This window comes from Peribacillus sp. NPDC096448 (assembly GCF_044762675.1).
GTDB lineage: Bacteria > Bacillota > Bacilli > Bacillales > DSM-1321 > Peribacillus > Peribacillus frigoritolerans_B.
This window is the reverse complement of sequence record NZ_JBIWEU010000024.1, coordinates 1-19144: the sequence shown is the minus strand read 5'-3', so window position 1 is coordinate 19144 and position 19144 is coordinate 1. Positions and strand designations below refer to the sequence as shown.

Here is a 19144-nt window from a genome sequence, read left to right as displayed (position 1 = left end):
ACATCCGTTTAAAATGAAAATTCAAAAAGCAGGGAGGGAAATTTATTATGGCAATGGGTGGACGTAAAGGACGCGGTAAGCGTAAAAAGGTTTGTTATTTCACATCTAACGGAATCACTAAAATTGATTACAAAGATGTAGATCTTCTTAAAAAATTCGTCTCAGAACGCGGTAAAATTTTACCACGTCGTGTAACTGGCACAAGCGCTAAATATCAACGTAAATTAACGATTGCTATTAAACGCTCACGTACTATGGCATTACTACCATATGTATCTGGTGAATAATAAATTGGCACATTGAGGAGTTATCCTTAATGTGCCTTTTTCATAAGTTGTCACTTATGCCTGAAAACCGCTGAATTGCGGTTTTTTTTATTTCAGAAGGAAGTTATCCGGTTGTTTTCCTCAGAAAAAATATTCATATCCTAAAAAAGACTGTGATGTTTGAAATATCCTGGCCGTAACGGATACAATATAAAGATGGAGATAAGACATCAATAATAACAGGGGGGTGAAATAAAGATGAATAGCGGGAGACGAATTGCCGAGGGCGGAGCACTTCTGGCACTATATTGCATTTTATTGTTCATCACCATTCAAATCCCACTATTGGGTATTTTCACTACTTTCTTTTTACCCATTCCATTCATACTGGTCACAATCAAACAAAAGTTATCATGGAGCCTTGGTTACTTATTTGTAGCCTCGTTATTGTCGATCCTCATCGGGACGATATTGTCTGTTCCGCTGACCTTGCTCATGGGGGCAACGGGAATCGCTATCGGCTATTTTTTGAAAAAGGACAAACCGATGGCACCTATGTTCATAAGCGCAGTCCTTGTCTTCCTGGGAGGCATTTTATTAATATATGCAGCTTCAGTGTTGATAACGGATGTTAATTACATAGAAGAATCGATGAACATGGCTGAGGGGTCCATTGAAAATACAATCGGCATCATGGATTCTTTTGGACAGGCACCGACGGAGCAAGTCAAAAAGCGGATGTATGAATCGATCGATATGATGAACACGCTGATGCCAAGTTTGTTCGTCTTGATGTCCGTCATCATGGTTTTATTGATTTTCTTTGCGGCGCATCCCATTGTGAAGAGATTCAGTGATAAGGCGTTAAAATGGCCCCATTTTCGAGATCTGCGACTCCCGAAAAGCCTTTTATGGTATTATTTAATTACGATGCTTCTCGCTCTTTTTGTGAATACGGACAAGAACAGTTTTGTATATATGGCCATAACGAACCTATTTTTCATATTGCAGTTCTTCATTTTATTACAAGGATATTCCCTGATATTCTATATCGCTCCTGTTAAGTCATGGGTTAAGGCGATACCTGTTTTAATCGTGGTTTTTTCTTTGCTTCTGCCGATCCCGATTATAACGACGGCCGTCCGATTTTTAGGTATAATAGATTTAGGCTTTCCTTTTAGGGAGACAATCAAGAAAAAGGAATAGAGACTTTTTTGTAAAACAGATGCTTTTAGGAGCTGAAACTATGCCATCTTATTTGAAAGAATACTCGATTAAGTCCCCATTATATGGGGTGCTGGCCGCAGTCGTTTTACTTTTGGGCGTACTGGCTTATTATAATTGGGTTATTGCACTTGTTGGACTATTGATTCTTGCTGGTTTATTTTATTTAACATTAAGAATGGTAGAAAAAAAGCAACGGAAGACAGAAGAGTATATAACGACTTTATCCTACCGTTTAAAGAAGGTGGGCGAGGAAGCGTTATTGGAAATGCCGATTGGGATCATGCTCTTTAATGAGGATTATTACATTGAATGGACCAATCCATTCCTGGCTTCTTGTTTTAGTGAAGACTCCTTGGCAGGAAGATCGCTATACGATGTTGCGGACTCGATAGTACCGTTAATCAAGCAAGAGATCGAGACAGAGACACTTACGCTCCACGATCGGAAATTCAAGGTGGTCCATAAGCGTGATGAACGGCTTCTTTACTTTTTTGATGTAACGGAGCAAGTGGAAATTGAGAAATTATATGAAGATGAGCGAACGGCAATTGCGATCATTCTTCTTGATAACTATGATGATTTGACACAGGGTATGGATGATCAGCGTAAAAGCAGCATTAATAGCTTGGTTACCTCACTTCTTGATAAGTGGGCAAGGGATAATGGCGTTTTCTTTAAACGGGTTTCCTCGGAACGATTCATCGCTGTCTTTAATGAGCATATCCTTCAGCAGCTTGAAAAGGGGAAATTCTCGATTTTGGATGAAATCAGGGAAACGACGGCCAAGCAAAATGTACCATTGACCTTGAGCATCGGGGTCGGCTCGGCCGTTTCATCCCTGCCGGAACTAGGTACGCTTGCACAGTCCAGCTTGGATCTCGCTTTAGGGCGGGGCGGTGACCAGGTAGCCATAAAGCAAGCGAATGGAAAAGTGAAATTCTATGGCGGCAAAACCAATCCGATGGAAAAACGCACGAGGGTCCGTGCCCGTGTGATTTCCCATGCATTGAAGGATATAGTCCTTGATAGCGATAAAGTCATTGTCATGGGCCATAAAAACCCGGATATGGACGCAATCGGTTCAGCGATCGGGATCTTGAAAGTTGCCCAAATGAATGAACGTGAAGGCTATATTGTCATAAACACCCAGCAGCTCGATAGCAGTGTCCTTCGTTTAATGGAAGAGATCAAAAATAAAGAAGAGCTGTATTCCCGGTTCATAACACCTGATGATGCATTTGAAATGATTACGGATGAGACCTTGCTGGTTGTGGTCGATACACATAAACCTTCCATGGTGATTGAAGAGCGGTTATTGAATAGGATCGATAAGGTTGTGGTCATCGACCATCATCGCCGGGGTGAGGAGTTCATCAAGAACTCATTGCTCGTCTATATGGAGCCATATGCATCTTCAACAGCAGAACTTGTGACCGAACTGCTTGAATATCAGCCAAAACGCTCAAAGATTGATATGCTGGAGTCTACGGCACTTCTTGCAGGTATCATCGTCGATACTAAAAGCTTCACCTTAAGAACGGGATCACGTACTTTCGATGCAGCCTCCTATCTAAGGGCGCATGGGGCTGATACGGTACTTGTCCAGAAATTCTTAAAAGAAGACGTGGACACCTATATCAAACGTTCGAAGCTCATTGAAGAAGTCATTTTTTATAAAAAGGGGATTGCCATTGCCGCGGCAAAAACCGACCAGGTTCATAATCAGGTGCTCATTGCTCAGGCTGCGGACACCCTATTGACCATGGATGGCGTTGTCGCTTCCTTTGTAATGGCTAAGCGATCTGATGATACAGTTGGCATAAGTGCGCGTTCTCTTGGTGATATCAATGTACAGGTGATCATGGAAATGTTGAATGGAGGCGGACATTTAACGAATGCCGCTACTCAACAGGTATGCTCCATTGATGAAGCCGAAAGCCGATTGAAAGCAGCAATTGATGAATATTTAGAAGGGGGACAAAAAGAATGAAAGTAATATTTCTTAAAGACGTTAAAGGTAAAGGGAAAAAAGGGGAAGTTAAAAATGTTGCAGATGGTTATGCACATAATTTCCTGCTTAAACAGGGATTGGCCGTTGAAGCAAATAATTCAAATGTAAAAACTTTGGAAGCCCAGAAAAATAAAGAAGAATCACTTGCAGCGGAAGAGCTGCAGCAAGCTGAAGAATTGAAAGTGCAGCTGGAGAAATTAACGGTTGAACTTTCTGCCAAAGCTGGTGAGGGCGGGCGTTTATTCGGTTCCATCACGACTAAACAAATTGCATCGGAGCTTCAGAAAAAACACGGTATCAAGGTTGATAAACGTAAAATGGAGCTTGCTGAAGGCATCCGCACTTTAGGGCATACAAAGCTTCCAGTCAAGCTTCATCCTGAAGTCACTGCGACACTTACTGTGCATGTGAAAGAAATTAACTAATTTTAGCTGTTTCATATCTGTGAAAAATTGATAAAATAGAGATAGACGAAAAATGTGATTGGGCACGTTGTCCTTTCACTTTTTTCTTTTTTACTAGAAACATATAAAAGGTATCCTCTTAGAATGGGAGGTTTTAAGATATGATAGAACAATTTCAGGATAGGATTCCCCCACAAAATATAGAAGCCGAACAGGCTGTGCTAGGAGCCATTTTTCTTGAGCCCTCTTCATTGACCGTTACATCGGAAGTTTTGATTCCGGAGGATTTTTACAGAAGCTCTCATCAAAAGATCTTTAATGTGATGCTTAAATTGAATGACGAAGGAAAAGCTGTCGATTTGATTACGGTGACAGAGGAATTGGCTGCGACAAAAAACCTTGAAGAAGTTGGCGGGGTTTCTTATTTAAGTGAATTGGCCGGATCGGTGCCTACCGCGGCCAATATTGAATATTATGCCCGCATCGTCGAGGAGAAGTCATTGCTGCGCCGTTTGATCAGGACAGCGACTAACATCGCTCAGGAAGGCTACAGTCGCGAGGACGAGGTCGAGGAGCTACTCGGGGAAGCAGAAAAAACGATCATGGAAGTGGCCCAACGTAAAAATTCCGGGTCTTTTCAAAATATTAAGGATGTATTGGTTGCGACGTACGATAACATAGAAGTTTTGACTAACCGTAAAGGGGATGTCACGGGAATACCGACAGGGTTTGCTGAACTGGATCGAATGACAGCAGGCTTCCAACGTAATGACCTAATCATAGTTGGTGCCCGTCCTTCGGTTGGTAAAACCGCTTTTGCATTGAATATCGCTCAAAATGTTGCGACCAAAACGGAGGAGAATGTAGCGATTTTCAGTCTTGAGATGGGTGCAGAGCAGCTCGTTATGCGTATGCTCTGTGCTGAAGGAAATATCAACGCCCAGAATTTACGGACAGGTTCCTTAACTGATGAGGATTGGCGTAAACTGACGATGGCGATGGGAAGCTTGTCGAATGCCGGCATTTATATCGATGATACGCCAGGTGTGAGGATTGGTGAAATCCGTTCCAAATGCCGTCGTTTGAAGCAGGAACATGGTCTTGGCATGATATTGATCGATTACCTGCAGTTAATCCAAGGCGATGGTCGTTCAGGCGACAACCGTCAGCAAGAGGTATCCGAGATTTCACGTTCACTCAAAGCGCTCGCCCGTGAACTTAAAGTGCCCGTCATTGCCCTTTCCCAGCTATCGCGGGGAGTGGAGCAGCGTCAGGATAAGCGCCCGATGATGTCTGATATCCGGGAATCCGGGAGTATCGAGCAAGATGCCGATATCGTCGCATTCTTATACCGTGATGATTATTATGATAAAGAATCCGAGAATAAAAATATCATCGAAATCATTATAGCGAAACAGCGTAATGGTCCGGTAGGCACGGTTTCGCTTGCATTCGTAAAAGAATATAATAAATTCGTTAACCTCGAACGCCGTTTCGATGATGATTCGATGTCTCCCGGCGCATAGGGGACTGCCTGCCATTCATGTAATGGCGGGCTTTCTCTGTTTCGGGAAAAAGAAAGGCCCTTATGATAATAGAAAAAGAAATCAGAGGGTACAATAATGTATGACAATCCAAAAAGATCGGGAAGAAATTTCTCATATTTACGAACAAAGAATTTTTTAAAAAGTGTATTGTTCGGATTTTGTATTGACTTCCAGTTTGGATTATTGATAAAATAGGTTTGTTTGATAAGAACCGGTTAATGATCGGTATTACGTGAACCTTTGGAGGTGCTTTATTCAGATGTCATCAGTTGTAGTAGTCGGTACACAATGGGGAGACGAAGGTAAAGGTAAAATAACAGATTTTCTATCCCAGAATGCGGAAGCCATCGCTCGTTATCAAGGTGGGAATAATGCAGGGCATACAATTAAATTTAACGGCGTTACCTATAAACTGCATTTAATTCCGTCAGGGATTTTTTATAGTGATAAGATTTGTGTCATTGGAAATGGTATGGTAGTTGATCCGAAAGCTCTTGTAGAGGAGCTTGCTTATTTACATAGCCATGGGGTGAGTACGGATAATCTTCGTATCTCGAACCGTGCACATGTCATTCTTCCTTACCATATCAAATTGGATGAAGTCGAAGAAGACCGTAAAGGCGCCAACAAAATTGGAACGACTAAAAAGGGAATCGGCCCTGCATATATGGACAAAGCTGCTCGTAACGGAATCCGTATGGCAGACCTTTTGGACCGTGAAATTTTCGAGGAAAAATTGTCTCAAAATCTTGTCGAAAAAAACCGTATGTTCGAACGTTTCTATGAAACGGAAGGTTTCAAAATCGAAGATATCTTGGAAGAATACTATGAGTACGGACAACAAGTGCAGAAATATGTTTGTGATACATCCGTTGTATTGAATGACGCACTTGATGAAGGAAAACGGGTATTATTCGAAGGTGCACAAGGTGTCATGCTTGATATCGATCAAGGAACATACCCATTCGTCACTTCATCTAACCCTGTTGCAGGTGGAGTTACGATCGGTTCTGGTGTAGGTCCTACGAAAATCAACCATGTGGTTGGAGTATGTAAAGCATACACAAGCCGTGTGGGCGATGGTCCTTTCCCTACAGAATTGCATGATGAAGTCGGCAACCAAATCCGGGAAATTGGCCGTGAATATGGTACAACTACAGGCAGACCGCGCCGTGTAGGCTGGTTTGACGCTGTTGTCGTTCGCCATGCTCGCCGTGTCAGCGGGATTACCGATTTATCATTGAACTCGATTGACGTATTATCAGGTCTTGATACGGTTAAAATTTGTGTGGCCTATGAATACAAAGGCGAAATCATTCATGAGGTTCCAGCGACTTTGAAAGCGATTGGCGAATGTAAACCAGTCTATGAAGAACTACCAGGCTGGTCAGAAGACATCACTGGTTGCAAATCATTGGATGAGCTTCCAGAGAACGCTCGCCACTATGTAGAGCGCGTATCTCAATTGGTAGGCATTCCTTTGACCACTTTCTCTGTCGGTCCTGACCGTAACCAAACAAATGTCGTGAGAAGCCCTTGGCGTCTAGCGTAATTCATGAAAAAGGAGCTGGCTTTTTTTGCCGGCTCTTCTTTCATTATTATTATCGATGCTGGAGGTCCGGGATATCGAATGAAAGGAACAAAACTATAGGGGAAATGAAAAAGATAAGAAAAAAATAATTTTATTTCAAAAAACTATTGCCTAAACTATATTATCCATGATATTATCAAAAGCGTCGTCACAATAGAACAAGCCATTAACAAGCTGCAGATGTTAAGTTACCAACCTGCAAAGAAACATTTCAATAGAACGAGCCATTAGCTCAGTTGGTAGAGCATCTGACTTTTAATCAGAGGGTCGAAGGTTCGAATCCTTCATGGCTCACCATTTTTTTCCGGCCCATTGGTCAAGCGGTTAAGACACCGCCCTTTCACGGCGGTAACACGGGTTCGAATCCCGTATGGGTCACTTCTTTATATAAATGCTTTTCTGGTCCCGTGGTGTAGCGGTTAACATGCCTGCCTGTCACGCAGGAGATCGCGGGTTCGATTCCCGTCGGGACCGCCATTTTATTTTTATCCTAAAATAGAATATTTGGCTCAGTAGCTCAGTCGGTAGAGCAAAGGACTGAAAATCCTTGTGTCGGCGGTTCGATTCCGTCCTGAGCCATCCTTGTATAAACGCCTTTCCTTTAGGGCGTTTTTTTGTTTTGCGTCCAGATTATTCTGAATGAAATCTTGTTAATAGATTGTTAACAATTTGTAACATACCATTTTCGGCCAATTCGGACTAAAACTCGCTTTTAACCTTACTGGGCTTAGGACCACTTCTTTTTCCTCAGTTCATTGAACTTTCCCCATTACCATATCTATTGGTACAAGTTGTCACCATTTATACAGTTCTATTACATTATGAAGTCTGTTTCTTGTTTTTTTTCTTAATATGGTAGAGTTATGAGTGATAAAAATCATTAAAGAAATCAGTCATAAGCATCTGGATATTTAAATTGGACTAATAAATCTCAAAATAAATTTGATTAGTTTCTTAATTGGTGACTGAGCCGTTAAGGAGGACAATATATGTTTAGCTCAAAAGGCAAGGGGATCATCCTGTTGATGGTTTCCGTCATTTTAGTGCTTGCAGGTAATCGGGTAACTGCTGCGGGGATATCGGAAACTACAACCATTCAGCATGTTTATCTTAACGATGAGTTCGTCGGCAGTGTGACGGATGAAACGGAAATCGAAAACATCGTAGCCGATAAGGTAGAAGAAGCACAGGAGGATTATCCTGACTTTACATTCGATAAGGAGACACAGCTGAAGTTCGTACCTGAAGAGGTATTCGATGAAGATATTAAAGAGGATCAGGCTGTTAAGGGAATTAAAGATCAGTGGCATGTGAAGGCAGAGGCGTATGAAATCGACATAGATAATCAGGCGGTCGCTTATGTTGCGTCAAAGGAAGATGCAGAGGACGTTCTGGAGAAAATCATTTTATTATATGTAAATGAAGAGGAATACGCTGAATACGAATCAGGTACAAAAGAAAGTGAAAAAGATGTGGATCCGTTAAAAGAGCCAGGAAGCAGAATTCTGGACATCGAATTTTCACTTCCCGTTACGTTTAAAGAGACAATGGTATATCCAGACGAAATCAAGAGTGTCGATAAAACCCTTTCCATGATAAAAGAAGGAAAGGAAGTAAAGACGATCTATGAGGCTAAGGAAGATGAGGATCTTGAAGCCATTGCCACTAGGCATGATATGGACCTGGATCAACTGCTGGAGCTGAATCCCGGACAGGATGAGGACAAAGGTATTAAAGAGGGCGAGCGTCTCTATGTGACCCAGCGTAACCCCTATGTGAACGTAATGGTAGAAAGAGAAGTATTTAAGGAAGAGAGGATTCCTTTTGAAAAGAAAGTGAAGGAGGATGACGAACTTCCAAAGGGTGAACTCATTACTGACCAAATAGGGAATGAGGGAATCCTTGGGTTCACCTATAATGTATCTGAAACAAATGGGAAGAAAATCAGTGAAACGATCGTAAAAAAAGAAGTCACGGAAAAAGCCAAAACAGAAATCACCAGAAAAGGCACCAAGGTCATTCCTTCACAGGGAAGCGGTACATATTCATGGCCTGCAGATGGGGGCTATATTTCCAGTAAGCAGGGCCAGCGCTGGGGGAAGCTTCATAAAGGTATCGATATTGCAAGGCCAACCACCAGGACCATAACGGCAGCGGATCATGGGATAATCGAAACTGCCGGGAACTCCGGAGGATATGGAAATAAGATAACGATCAATCATAATAATGGGTATAAGACTGTGTATGCCCATTTAGATTCAATAGATGTAAAAGCGGGACAAAAGATTGAAAAAGGCATGAAAATTGGCATGATGGGTTCAACAGGGCACTCGACCGGTGTCCACCTCCATTTTGAAATATATAAAAACGGGTCTCTCGTTAATCCGCTTAACTATATAAGTCAGTAATCGATGGAAGTCTTCGAAACATATTCGAAGACTTCTTCTGTTTCATATAGATGAGAATAATAGGAAAAAGGTGATTTAATGCCTATAAAATGATAAAGTAGAATAGAGACAATTTGCTTTCATTCCGGTGTTCAGCCCCTTTATTGGGTATATATATGTAACTTTGCTAAAACCAGGTTGCGAAGCTTGGTGCAAGCAGAAGGAAAAGTGAATAAGGTCCCGGATAAGGACACGGTTTTTAATAGATTCAGTTCAGTTATTAAAAAAGGAGATAAGTACATGGATAAAAAGATTCTGGTAGTGGATGACGAAAAGCCAATTGCTGATATATTACAATTCAATCTAAAAAAAGAAGGTTACGAAGTTTTTTGTGCTTATGATGGCAATGAAGCCCTCAAAATGGTGGAAGAACGCCAACCTGATTTGATTTTACTTGATATCATGCTGCCACAGCGCGATGGGATGGAAGTTTGCAGGGAAGTAAGGAAGAAGTATGAGACGCCGATCATCATGCTAACGGCAAAAGACTCAGAGATAGATAAGGTCTTAGGATTGGAGCTTGGTGCAGACGACTATGTGACAAAGCCATTTAGTACCCGGGAAATAATTGCCCGCGTTAAGGCGAACCTTAGACGTCAGCAAGCTGTTCCGGTTCCCGATCAAGAAAATGAACCGAAGGAAATCACGATAGGAACGCTCACCATCCATCCGGATGCGTATGTGGTATCCAAGCGGGGCGATACGATTGAATTGACGCATCGCGAATTTGAGTTGCTTCATTACTTAGCGAAGCACATCGGTCAGGTCATGACAAGGGAGCACTTATTACAAACCGTGTGGGGCTATGATTATTTCGGGGATGTGCGTACGGTCGATGTAACGGTCAGACGTCTTCGTGAGAAGATTGAAGACAATCCAAGCCATCCTGGCTGGATTGTAACTAGAAGAGGGGTCGGTTATTACCTGCGTAACCCTGAACAGGAGTAGTTTCTATGAAAAAGGTTGGTTTTTTTCGCTCAATTCATTTTAAATTTGTTCTGATTTATGTATTGCTCATTTTCGTGGCGATGCAAATAATCGGGGTATATTTTGTTGGGGAATTGGAAGAAAATCTTGTCGGGAACTTTACGAAATCAATAAAAGGTCACGTTAACCTGCTTACCTACAGTATAGGTGAAGAAATGGAAAAAGAGAGGGGAGAGGAAGATCCGACCCTCGAAGAAGCGATTAATGCGATATTGAAAGACCCGGATAATTCATCGAATGATATTTCGGAAGTACGTGTCATCGACACCCGCAGCAGACGCGTGATCGGAACTTCAGCCCGAGGTAACCAGGATATTGTAGGGAAGAAGACGACAGAGGTCCTCATTAAGAATACGCTCATTTATGGAAAAGAAGATAATGATATATTTCGGGATCTGAAAACAGGCAGGCGGCTCTGGGTCCTGTCGACACCCGTTGAAGCAAATGAGGAGGTCATTGGCGCCGTCTATGTAATAGCCGAGATGGAAAATGTCTTTGAGCAGATGGATGAAATCAATAGCATCTTCATGACGGGTACGGCCATCGCCTTAGTCATTACGGCCATCTTGGGGATCCTGCTCGCACGAACGATCACTAGACCCATGTCTGATATGAGAAAACAGGCCCTGGTGATGGCGAAAGGGAATTTCTCCAGAAAAGTCAGGGTATATGGCGATGATGAAATTGGCCAGCTTGCCCTCACTTTCAATAATTTGACCAAAAAGCTTCAAGAGTCGCAATCAAGCACAGAGGGAGAGCGGCGTAAGCTTTCTTCCGTACTTGCCAATATGACGGATGGCGTAATTTCAACGGACAGGCGCGGTCGGGTGAACTTGATTAATGAACCGGCGGCACAATTATTGAATGTCTCGAGTGAAACCGTCATGAACCAACCGATCATTGAGGTATTGGGTCTTGAAGAAGAATATAAATTTGAGGATTTACTGGAAGAGCGAGAGTCCATTATCCTTGATTACAGCAAAAAAAATCGGCCTTTCATTTTGAGGGGGAACTTTTCGGTCATTCAAAAGGAAACGGGATTCGTTAATGGTTTGATCACGGTTTTGCATGATATAACAGAGCAGGAAAAAATCGAGAGTGAACGCAGGGAATTCGTTGCCAATGTATCACATGAACTGCGAACTCCGTTAACGACGATGAGAAGTTACCTGGAGGCATTGGCTGAAGGTGCATGGAAGGACGAGGAAATCGCTCCATCCTTTTTAAGTGTGACCCAAAATGAAACGGAGCGAATGATCAGGCTTGTTAATGATCTGTTACAGCTTTCGAAAATGGACAGTAAGGATTACAGGCTTAAAACGGGCTGGGTGAATTTCAATAAATTCTATGATCATATCATCGATCGTTTTGAAATGACGAAAAATGATGACATCACATTTAAGCGTGATTTGCCGAAGGAAGCTTATTTTGTGGATATTGATGAAGATAAAATCACCCAGGTTCTTTATAATGTAATCTCCAACTCATTAAAGTACTCACCTGAAGGGGGTCAAGTGACTTTCCGCGTCAGGCCATCCGATGGCTTTATCATTGTGAGCATTACAGATCAAGGAGTGGGTATCCCGAAAAACGTGATTGATAAAATATTCGACCGCTTTTACCGTGTGGATAAAGCAAGGGCCCGTAACTTAGGCGGGACAGGGCTTGGTTTAGCGATTGCAAAAGAGATGGTCGTGGCGCATGGCGGGAAAATATGGGCGGAAAGTGTGGATGGAAAAGGAACTACCGTGTTCTTTACACTTCCTTACGAACAGGAAGAAGAGGATGATTGGTCATGAATTTTGAACGTGCAAAAAGTATCATACTGATTATTTTGGTTGGGACAAGCATTTTTTTGACATGGAGCATTTGGACGTACGAGCCTGAATATGATCCATTTGAACAATCGTCGGAATTTATAAAGATTAAAAGCGATGTCCAGATAGTCAGTGATGTCATTAAACCAGTCAGTATCCTTTTCCATGGCAATGGGCAGCATTTCCAGACTTCCAATCCGGTAGAGATAAATGAAATGGAAAAAGAATTTTCTCATTGGCGTTTCAGCGGAATAAAAGAGGTATCCGTAAAAAGGCTGCAAAGGAAATTTGACGATTTTGTCCATGAAGATGGATCGATCGAAATCGAATTTTCCGATGAGATCCCCATCTCTCTTTATAAAACGGTATTGAATATAGCGGATACGGAAGTGCCTAAATTTTCGTTTGATCGAATCATCATTAAGCAAAAGGATATCAGTGGTAATGTATCTGCCGTTTATTTTGTTTCCTATGATCAAGGGAAGATTTATCAAGGCATGGTTGACTCTAAAAAACTAAGGAATTTCATGGATTCATTTTATCAGGGTTCTTACGATAAGCACCCTGAATACACGGCCGAAACGATAAACAGCAAAAGGACGCTGTTCGTCCCGGAAAACCCAGTGGAGATCAATAGACTTCAATATTATATCGACTATTTGGATATTGGAGACCTTAAAAGCGCTCTATTTATTAATCCGAAGTATGTACGACAGGAACCCGTTTCGGTCGGTGAGGAATACACGGATGGAACAAGACTGATGACGGTCAATAAAGAGAATTACCTAATTTCTTATATCAATCCGGCACAAAAGAGCAAGTTATTTGACAGTTCCAGTGACCTTTTGCAAAAAAGCATTGATTTCATCAATGAACATGCCGGTTGGGAAAATAACAATTACCGCTTTGCCTATATGTCGGAGAATGAGCAACGAGTGGTATTCCGCTTATTCGTGAATGGTTATCCGGCCTTCAATGATTACGGAATGACGGAAATCGAGCAAATTTGGGGTAAAGAAGAAATTTATAGCTATGACCGTCCATATTTTAAACTTGACTCAGTCCTCCCGTCAGTAGGATCGCCAAAGACTTTACCAAGCGGTGAAGAAGTAGTGAATAAGCTGAAATCGAAAGATAATATCGATTTCAATAGCGTAGAGGACATCTCGATAGGCTATAAACTGGATAAATCCCTGGATTCCAAACTTGTAACTCTAGTTACACTTGAGCCCACTTGGTATTATCGTATCGGCGATAAATGGTTTATTGTGCCTTTTGATGAAGATACGGGAGGCGATCAAAGTGGATTGGAATAATACAAAGTCGATTTTCATCATGGTTTTCTTCGTTTTGAATATTTTTCTTCTTTATCAATTCCTTGAAAAGATTAATGACTCCCAATTAGAAAGCTTAACGGAGCCTCTTACGGATGAACTTTTGAAAGAAGATGAGATTTCAATAGAAACCCCACTTCCGAAACAAAAGTCGGATCAATTCCTGACTGCCCAAAGCAAGACCTTCGAGAAGAAAGATATACAACACCTAAAGAATCAAAAAGCAAAAATCATCGATGATAAGAAGCTTGTGGGTACATTTAAGATACCGGTTGGCATGAAAGAGGAAATTCAGGCTGCAGACGTTGATATATTCCTGAAGGAGTATATATTAAATGGAAGTGAGTATCATTTTTGGAGCTATGATGAAATCAGCCAGACCATCATCTGCTATCAAGTGGCAGATAAAAAGATGTTTTTTAATAATAGTAAAGGGAAGGTCACTCTATATCTGAACAAGAAGGGTGAAATCGTTTCCTATGAACAGATGTATTTAGAGGGGATCAAAAAATTCAATAAACCTAAAGAATTGAAATCTGCTTTAACGGCTATTGGAGCATTGTATCAGAATGGTGATATTGATCCCAAAAGCAAAGTCACGAATGTAAAACTGGGTTTTTATAATTCGCTGCAGACGACATCTGTGTCACATTTACTTGTGCCAACTTGGTGGGTGGTCATTGATGGCGAAACGGATCTCTTCGTGAATGCTTTTGATGGAGAGGTCATTGAATTGAATACAGAAGAAAAAATATTGGAGTGAGTATAGATGACAATGCATTTTAGTGTTCTCGCAAGCGGGAGTACAGGAAATGCCTTTTTCGTGGAAACGGAGGATCAATCATTCCTTGTCGATGCCGGCTTAAGCGGTAAAGCCCTGGAAGCATTGTTTCAGGATATAGGCCGTGATATGTCGAAGCTGTCCGGCATCCTTGTTACCCATGAACACAGCGACCATATTAAAGGTCTTGGCGTGGTTGCCAGAAAACATAAACTCCCGATATATGCGAATGCAAAAACATGGGATGCCATGGAGCGATCGATCGGTGAAATTGCAACCGAACAAAAATTCACATTTGAAATGGAACAGATCAAAACGTTCGGCAGTCTTGATATAGAATCTTTTGGCGTTTCACATGATGCGGCAGAGCCGATGTTTTACGTCTTTCATCATGAAGATAAGAAACTTGTGGTCATTACCGATACAGGGTACGTAAGTGATCGGATGAAAGGAATCATCTCGAATGCCGATGCTTATGTATTCGAAAGTAACCATGATGTGTCCATGCTGAGGATGGGAAAATATCCATGGAGCATCAAGCGCCGGATTTTAAGTGATGTCGGACATGTTTGTAATGAAGACGCTGCCCTTGCAATGAGTGAAGTGGCCGGTGATAAGACCAAGCGGATTTACTTGGCCCATTTAAGCCTTGATAACAATATGAAGGACCTAGCTAGAATGTCGGTGGAACAGACGTTAAAGACAAAGGGGATCATCGTGGGTGAACAATTTTCCTTATATGATACTGACCCGAAAAGACCAACTGAACTTGTTACATTATAAATGAAAGAGGAATGGATGAGGGATACCTTGTTCATTCCTTTTTATTTTTAAAAATTTCGATTCGTAAGTTACGAATCGGATTAAAAGGGGTATCGTTTGGTTAGAACTGTATAGGTAAAAGGAAAATGGCTGATACTAGTCAATTTTATGTTGCCCCTTAAATTAAGCATGCATTTTTTTAGAAAAATTTCGGTAATTGAGTATAATTGAGGGAGGATACCAAACAATAGAATTGCTATAATACATTCCTAAAATGAGAGGATGGGGCGGTCTTGGGTTATTATGATCAGAATGATGAAAACCAAAATAAACGGAAAAAAAGCCATACGAGCTATTTTCTAGCAGGCTTGGGGGGCGCCATCATCGGGGCTTTACTTATTTTATTAGCCTTTCCGGGAAGTGGACTGTTAAATGACGATGAAAACGAAATGACAACGGAAAAATCAACGGAGAGGGAGACCACGGAGCAGTCCCAGCAAAACCTTACTCTTGATGTAACAAGTGCCGTCACCAATGCCGTTGATAAAGCCAGCGACGCAGTGGTCGGCATCACTAACATTCAGGAAACGAACTTCTGGGGTCAAGGGAGCAACGCCGAGGACAGTTCGGCAGAAGCCGGCACTGGTTCTGGAGTCGTCTACAAGAAAGATGGCGGCAAGGCCTATATCGTCACGAATAATCACGTCATTGAAGGAGCTAATGAACTTGAAGTGACATTAAGTGATGGCACTAAATTGCCAGCTGAACTACAAGGCAGTGACCCATGGACAGATTTAGCCGTCATTGTCGTTAAGGGTGAAAAAATCAAAACCATTGCTGAATTCGGAAAATCGGGCAAATTGAAACCTGGTGAGCCCGTCATTGCCATTGGTAATCCATTAGGCCTTCAATTCTCTGGGTCGATCACACAGGGGATCATCTCCGGTTTGGAGCGCACGATAGAAGTGGATATCAATGAGGACGGACAAGTGGACTGGAATGCGGAGGTAATCCAGACCGATGCGGCGATTAATCCGGGTAACAGCGGAGGGGCACTCGTTAATATGTCAGGGCAGGTCATCGGAATAAATTCGATGAAGATTGCAGAAAATGCAGTGGAAGGAATCGGTCTTTCCATTCCAATCGATTCAGTTATCCCGATTATTAATGATATAGAGGAATTTGGTGAAGTGAAACGTGCTTTCTTAGGTGTGAACCTGGCATCTGTAGAAGAAATTTCCCAATATCATCAACAAAATACATTAAAGCTGCCAAGGAAAGTCACTTCTGGCGTTGCAATAACAGGCGTTCAAAGCAACTCTCCAGCATCCAAAGCAGGATTGAAGGAATTTGACGTCGTAGTTGGAATGGATAATGAAAAAATCCATGATGTCGTGGAATTAAGAAAATACCTTTACAATGAAAAACAAGTCGGTGATAAAGTTAAAATCATTTATTACCGTGAGGGAAAGAAAGAAACGACGGAAGTCACGCTTTCAAGCAGCGAAATTTAAAGCAAAAAAGGACAGGGGGCGGAAAATGCCTCCTGTCCTTTCTATTTCCTTGCGCTTTTCTTATTTTTTGTTACGATTGCCTGTGGATATATACTGATATTAAAAATCTCAAGTAACTTGTGGATAATTGGGAATGGATGTACTGGGAATAATGAATGGGAAAGGAGATATGAAAGATGAAATTATATTGCTGTCAGGAACACGTGGACATGGCGCTGGATGAAGTGGTATACGAATGTGAAACCTATCCTGTTTTAACGCTGGTTCCCGAGGAAAATCAGTTATCAACAACCTGTGAATATTGTCGAAACGTGGCAATATATCTAGTAGGGAACTAATATTCCCATACAAGATGTGGATAGATTTTGTGGATATGTGGATAACTTTTGTGGATAACATGTTTGTAACCTGTTCTTAACATTTTCCAAAGAGTAAAGCGGCGGGTGGAATGGTTTAGATTCAAGCGTTTGTTTGTACGAATAATCAAGATATTTGTTCGGATTGGATCTAAGTCCAGCCGAATTTCTTCAATAATGAAAGTTACCGTTGCCGCTTTCAAGGGCAGCGGTTTTTATTTTAAAAGCATTAAAAATTGGAAAGGATATGCTTGTTTTGCTTATAGGTCACTGTAAGGTATGATAATAGGTAGGCAAATCCAACAATTGATAGTAAAAACATAATGAAAGCTAGAGGATGTATATGAAAATAACGATTATTACTGTTGGCAAGCTAAAGGAAAAATACTTAAAGCAAGGAATTGCTGAATATACAAAAAGGTTAAGCGCCTATGCTAATATAGAACTTGTCGAAGTACCGGATGAAAAGGCTCCGGAGAACCTGAGTACAGCGGACATGGACATTGTAAAGCAAAAGGAGGGTGAACGAATCCTGGCCAAAGTCAGCCCGGACACCTACGTAATAACGCTTGAAATCAATGGAAAACAGCTTACTTCAGAACAGCTGGCCACTCATATGGATCAGCTGGCCACCTATGGAAAGAGTAAAATTGCCTTTATTATTGGCGGGTCGCTTGGGCTTGGCACCGAGGTGTTATCAAGAAGCGATTATGCCCTTTCCTTCTCGAAAATGACCTTTCCGCATCAATTAATGAAATTGGTTCTAGTCGAGCAAATATATCGGGCTTTTCGGATAAATAGAAATGAACCATATCATAAATGATAGAACTGATTCCGGTGGAATTCCCGTAAGGTAATGGGTTAAAGTATTAATCTTAATGTAATGAAAAGAGGGTAACGAATGAATAAAGAGTCCATTTATGGTTTAACATTCGAACAATTGACAGCGTGGCTTTCGGGCCATGGCCATAAAAAATTCAGAGCTTCCCAAGTTTGGGAGTGGCTTTATAGAACACGCGTGACGAGTTTCTCTGAAATGACGGATGTTAATAAAGAGTGCATAAAATTACTTGAAGAGCACTTTGTCATCCAGACTTTGACTGAGCATGTCAAGCAAGAAGCAGCGGATGGTACGATTAAGTTTCTGTTTAAATTACAGGATGGCAACCTTATCGAAACGGTTATGATGAGACATAAATACGGAATTTCGGTTTGTGTCACCACCCAAGTGGGCTGCAATATTGGCTGCAGTTTCTGTGCCAGTGGATTATTGGCCAAAAGCCGTGATTTATCCAGCGGGGAAATAGTGGAACAAATCATGAACGTCCAACTGCATCTGGATAAATTGGAACAAGGTGATGTTGTAAGTCATGTTGTTGTAATGGGCATTGGCGAACCGTTCGATAACTTTGAAAATATGTTAGACTTTTTGAAGGTCCTCATGGACCATAAGGGTCTTGCCATCGCGGGCAGGCGCATTACTGTTTCGACAAGCGGTCTTGCCAATAAGATTTATGAATTCACCGATACTAAATTACAGGTGAATCTGGCCATCTCATTGCATGCACCGAATAATGAGCTCAGGACAAGAATCATGAAAATAAACCGAGGTATCCCGATAGAAAAATTGATGAAGTCTCTTGATTATTATTTAGAGAAAACGAATAGAAGAATTACGATCGAATATATCCTATTGAAAGATGTCAATGACCATCAAGAAGAAGCCGAGCAACTTGCCGATCTCCTTGATGACAAAAAACATCGCCTCTATGTCAACCTGATCCCATATAATCCTGTAGATGAGCATAGCCAATACCAAAGAAGTGAAAAAGAGTCCGTTCTCTCGTTTTATGATACGCTGAAAAAGAGAGGCATCAATTGTAAAATTCGCCAAGAACATGGAACGGATATTGATGCGGCTTGCGGTCAGCTTAGAAGTAAACAAATCAAGAAAGCTGAAGCTAAGTAAATTCATTAAGAAAGAACAAAAAGAGGACGAATATTTTTGAAGTGAACCCAAAAAGTTAGACACTTTATTTAATTAGGAAACCTTGAGGGCATGAACCCGGTAATCTACTGGGCTCATGCCTTTTAATTTCA

Annotated in this window: 16 protein-coding genes and 4 tRNA genes; all 20 read left to right on the top strand. The window is 41.5% G+C overall.

Features of this window, described 5'->3' with window-relative positions; translation table 11 throughout:
- Positions 1 to 47: 47 nt before the first annotated feature.
- The 20 genes from rpsR to rlmN all read left to right on the top strand — a co-directional run bounded on the left by rpsR (position 48) and on the right by rlmN (position 19013).
- Positions 48 to 287, top strand: a complete 240-nt coding sequence (rpsR, locus tag ACIQ0C_RS24305) for a 30S ribosomal protein S18 (RefSeq protein WP_034316147.1) — start codon at positions 48 to 50, stop codon at positions 285 to 287.
- A gap of 237 nt (positions 288 to 524) precedes the next feature.
- Entirely contained in the window at positions 525 to 1472 is a 948-nt protein-coding gene (locus tag ACIQ0C_RS24300) for a YybS family protein (RefSeq protein WP_403064787.1), read from the top strand.
- Between the two features lie 40 nt (positions 1473 to 1512).
- A complete protein-coding gene (locus ACIQ0C_RS24295; protein WP_402835510.1) occupies positions 1513 to 3483 on the top strand; it encodes a DHH family phosphoesterase in 1971 nt (656 codons plus the stop codon).
- Complete coding sequence (gene rplI, locus ACIQ0C_RS24290) at positions 3480 to 3929, top strand: 50S ribosomal protein L9 (protein WP_034316140.1); 450 nt, start codon at positions 3480 to 3482, stop codon at positions 3927 to 3929. Before ACIQ0C_RS24295 ends, rplI begins: the two co-directional genes overlap by 4 nt.
- A gap of 140 nt (positions 3930 to 4069) precedes the next feature.
- Positions 4070 to 5434 (top strand): replicative DNA helicase, encoded by a 1365-nt coding sequence (dnaB, locus tag ACIQ0C_RS24285; protein ID WP_098370315.1) that lies wholly within the window; start codon positions 4070 to 4072, stop codon positions 5432 to 5434.
- Positions 5435 to 5714: 280 nt separating this feature from the next.
- A complete protein-coding gene (locus tag ACIQ0C_RS24280; RefSeq protein ID WP_034316136.1) occupies positions 5715 to 7007 on the top strand; it encodes an adenylosuccinate synthase in 1293 nt (430 codons plus the stop codon).
- A gap of 260 nt (positions 7008 to 7267) precedes the next feature.
- Positions 7268 to 7343 (top strand) — tRNA-Lys (locus ACIQ0C_RS24275).
- A 9-nt stretch (positions 7344 to 7352) separates the two neighbouring features.
- Positions 7353 to 7424 (top strand) — tRNA-Glu (locus tag ACIQ0C_RS24270).
- A gap of 23 nt (positions 7425 to 7447) precedes the next feature.
- Positions 7448 to 7523 (top strand) — tRNA-Asp (locus ACIQ0C_RS24265).
- Between the two features lie 29 nt (positions 7524 to 7552).
- Positions 7553 to 7625 (top strand) — tRNA-Phe (locus tag ACIQ0C_RS24260).
- A 410-nt stretch (positions 7626 to 8035) separates the two neighbouring features.
- Positions 8036 to 9454 (top strand): peptidoglycan DD-metalloendopeptidase family protein, encoded by a 1419-nt coding sequence (locus ACIQ0C_RS24255; protein ID WP_403064784.1) that lies wholly within the window; start codon positions 8036 to 8038, stop codon positions 9452 to 9454.
- 279 nt (positions 9455 to 9733) lie between these two features.
- Positions 9734 to 10441, top strand: coding sequence for a response regulator YycF (gene yycF, locus ACIQ0C_RS24250; RefSeq protein ID WP_034316131.1), 708 nt, complete (start codon positions 9734 to 9736; stop codon positions 10439 to 10441).
- Between the two features lie 5 nt (positions 10442 to 10446).
- Positions 10447 to 12279 (top strand): cell wall metabolism sensor histidine kinase WalK, encoded by a 1833-nt coding sequence (gene walK, locus ACIQ0C_RS24245; RefSeq protein WP_403064781.1) that lies wholly within the window; start codon positions 10447 to 10449, stop codon positions 12277 to 12279.
- Complete coding sequence (locus ACIQ0C_RS24240) at positions 12276 to 13613, top strand: YycH family regulatory protein (protein ID WP_403064778.1); 1338 nt, start codon at positions 12276 to 12278, stop codon at positions 13611 to 13613. The genes walK and ACIQ0C_RS24240 overlap by 4 nt, the downstream gene beginning before the upstream one ends.
- Positions 13600 to 14394 carry a two-component system regulatory protein YycI gene (locus tag ACIQ0C_RS24235; RefSeq protein WP_403064775.1) on the top strand — a complete coding sequence of 265 codons (795 nt, stop codon included), beginning with the start codon at positions 13600 to 13602 and terminating at the stop codon, positions 14392 to 14394. Before ACIQ0C_RS24240 ends, ACIQ0C_RS24235 begins: the two co-directional genes overlap by 14 nt.
- Before the next feature lie 6 nt (positions 14395 to 14400).
- On the top strand, positions 14401 to 15195 hold the full coding sequence (locus ACIQ0C_RS24230) for an MBL fold metallo-hydrolase (RefSeq protein WP_402835515.1): 795 nt from the start codon (positions 14401 to 14403) through the stop codon (positions 15193 to 15195).
- A 272-nt stretch (positions 15196 to 15467) separates the two neighbouring features.
- Positions 15468 to 16688: a S1C family serine protease gene (locus ACIQ0C_RS24225; protein WP_402835516.1), complete on the top strand. Its 1221-nt coding sequence runs from the start codon at positions 15468 to 15470 to the stop codon at positions 16686 to 16688.
- 176 nt (positions 16689 to 16864) lie between these two features.
- The gene (locus ACIQ0C_RS24220) at positions 16865 to 17026 is read left to right on the top strand and encodes a CxxH/CxxC protein (RefSeq protein ID WP_065310847.1); all 162 of its coding nucleotides are present in this window, start codon (positions 16865 to 16867) and stop codon (positions 17024 to 17026) included.
- A gap of 361 nt (positions 17027 to 17387) precedes the next feature.
- Positions 17388 to 17867: a 23S rRNA (pseudouridine(1915)-N(3))-methyltransferase RlmH gene (gene rlmH, locus ACIQ0C_RS24215; RefSeq protein ID WP_034316119.1), complete on the top strand. Its 480-nt coding sequence runs from the start codon at positions 17388 to 17390 to the stop codon at positions 17865 to 17867.
- A 78-nt stretch (positions 17868 to 17945) separates the two neighbouring features.
- Positions 17946 to 19013, top strand: a complete 1068-nt coding sequence (gene rlmN, locus ACIQ0C_RS24210; protein WP_402835517.1) for a dual-specificity RNA methyltransferase RlmN — start codon at positions 17946 to 17948, stop codon at positions 19011 to 19013.
- The last annotated feature ends 131 nt before the right edge of the window (positions 19014 to 19144 follow it).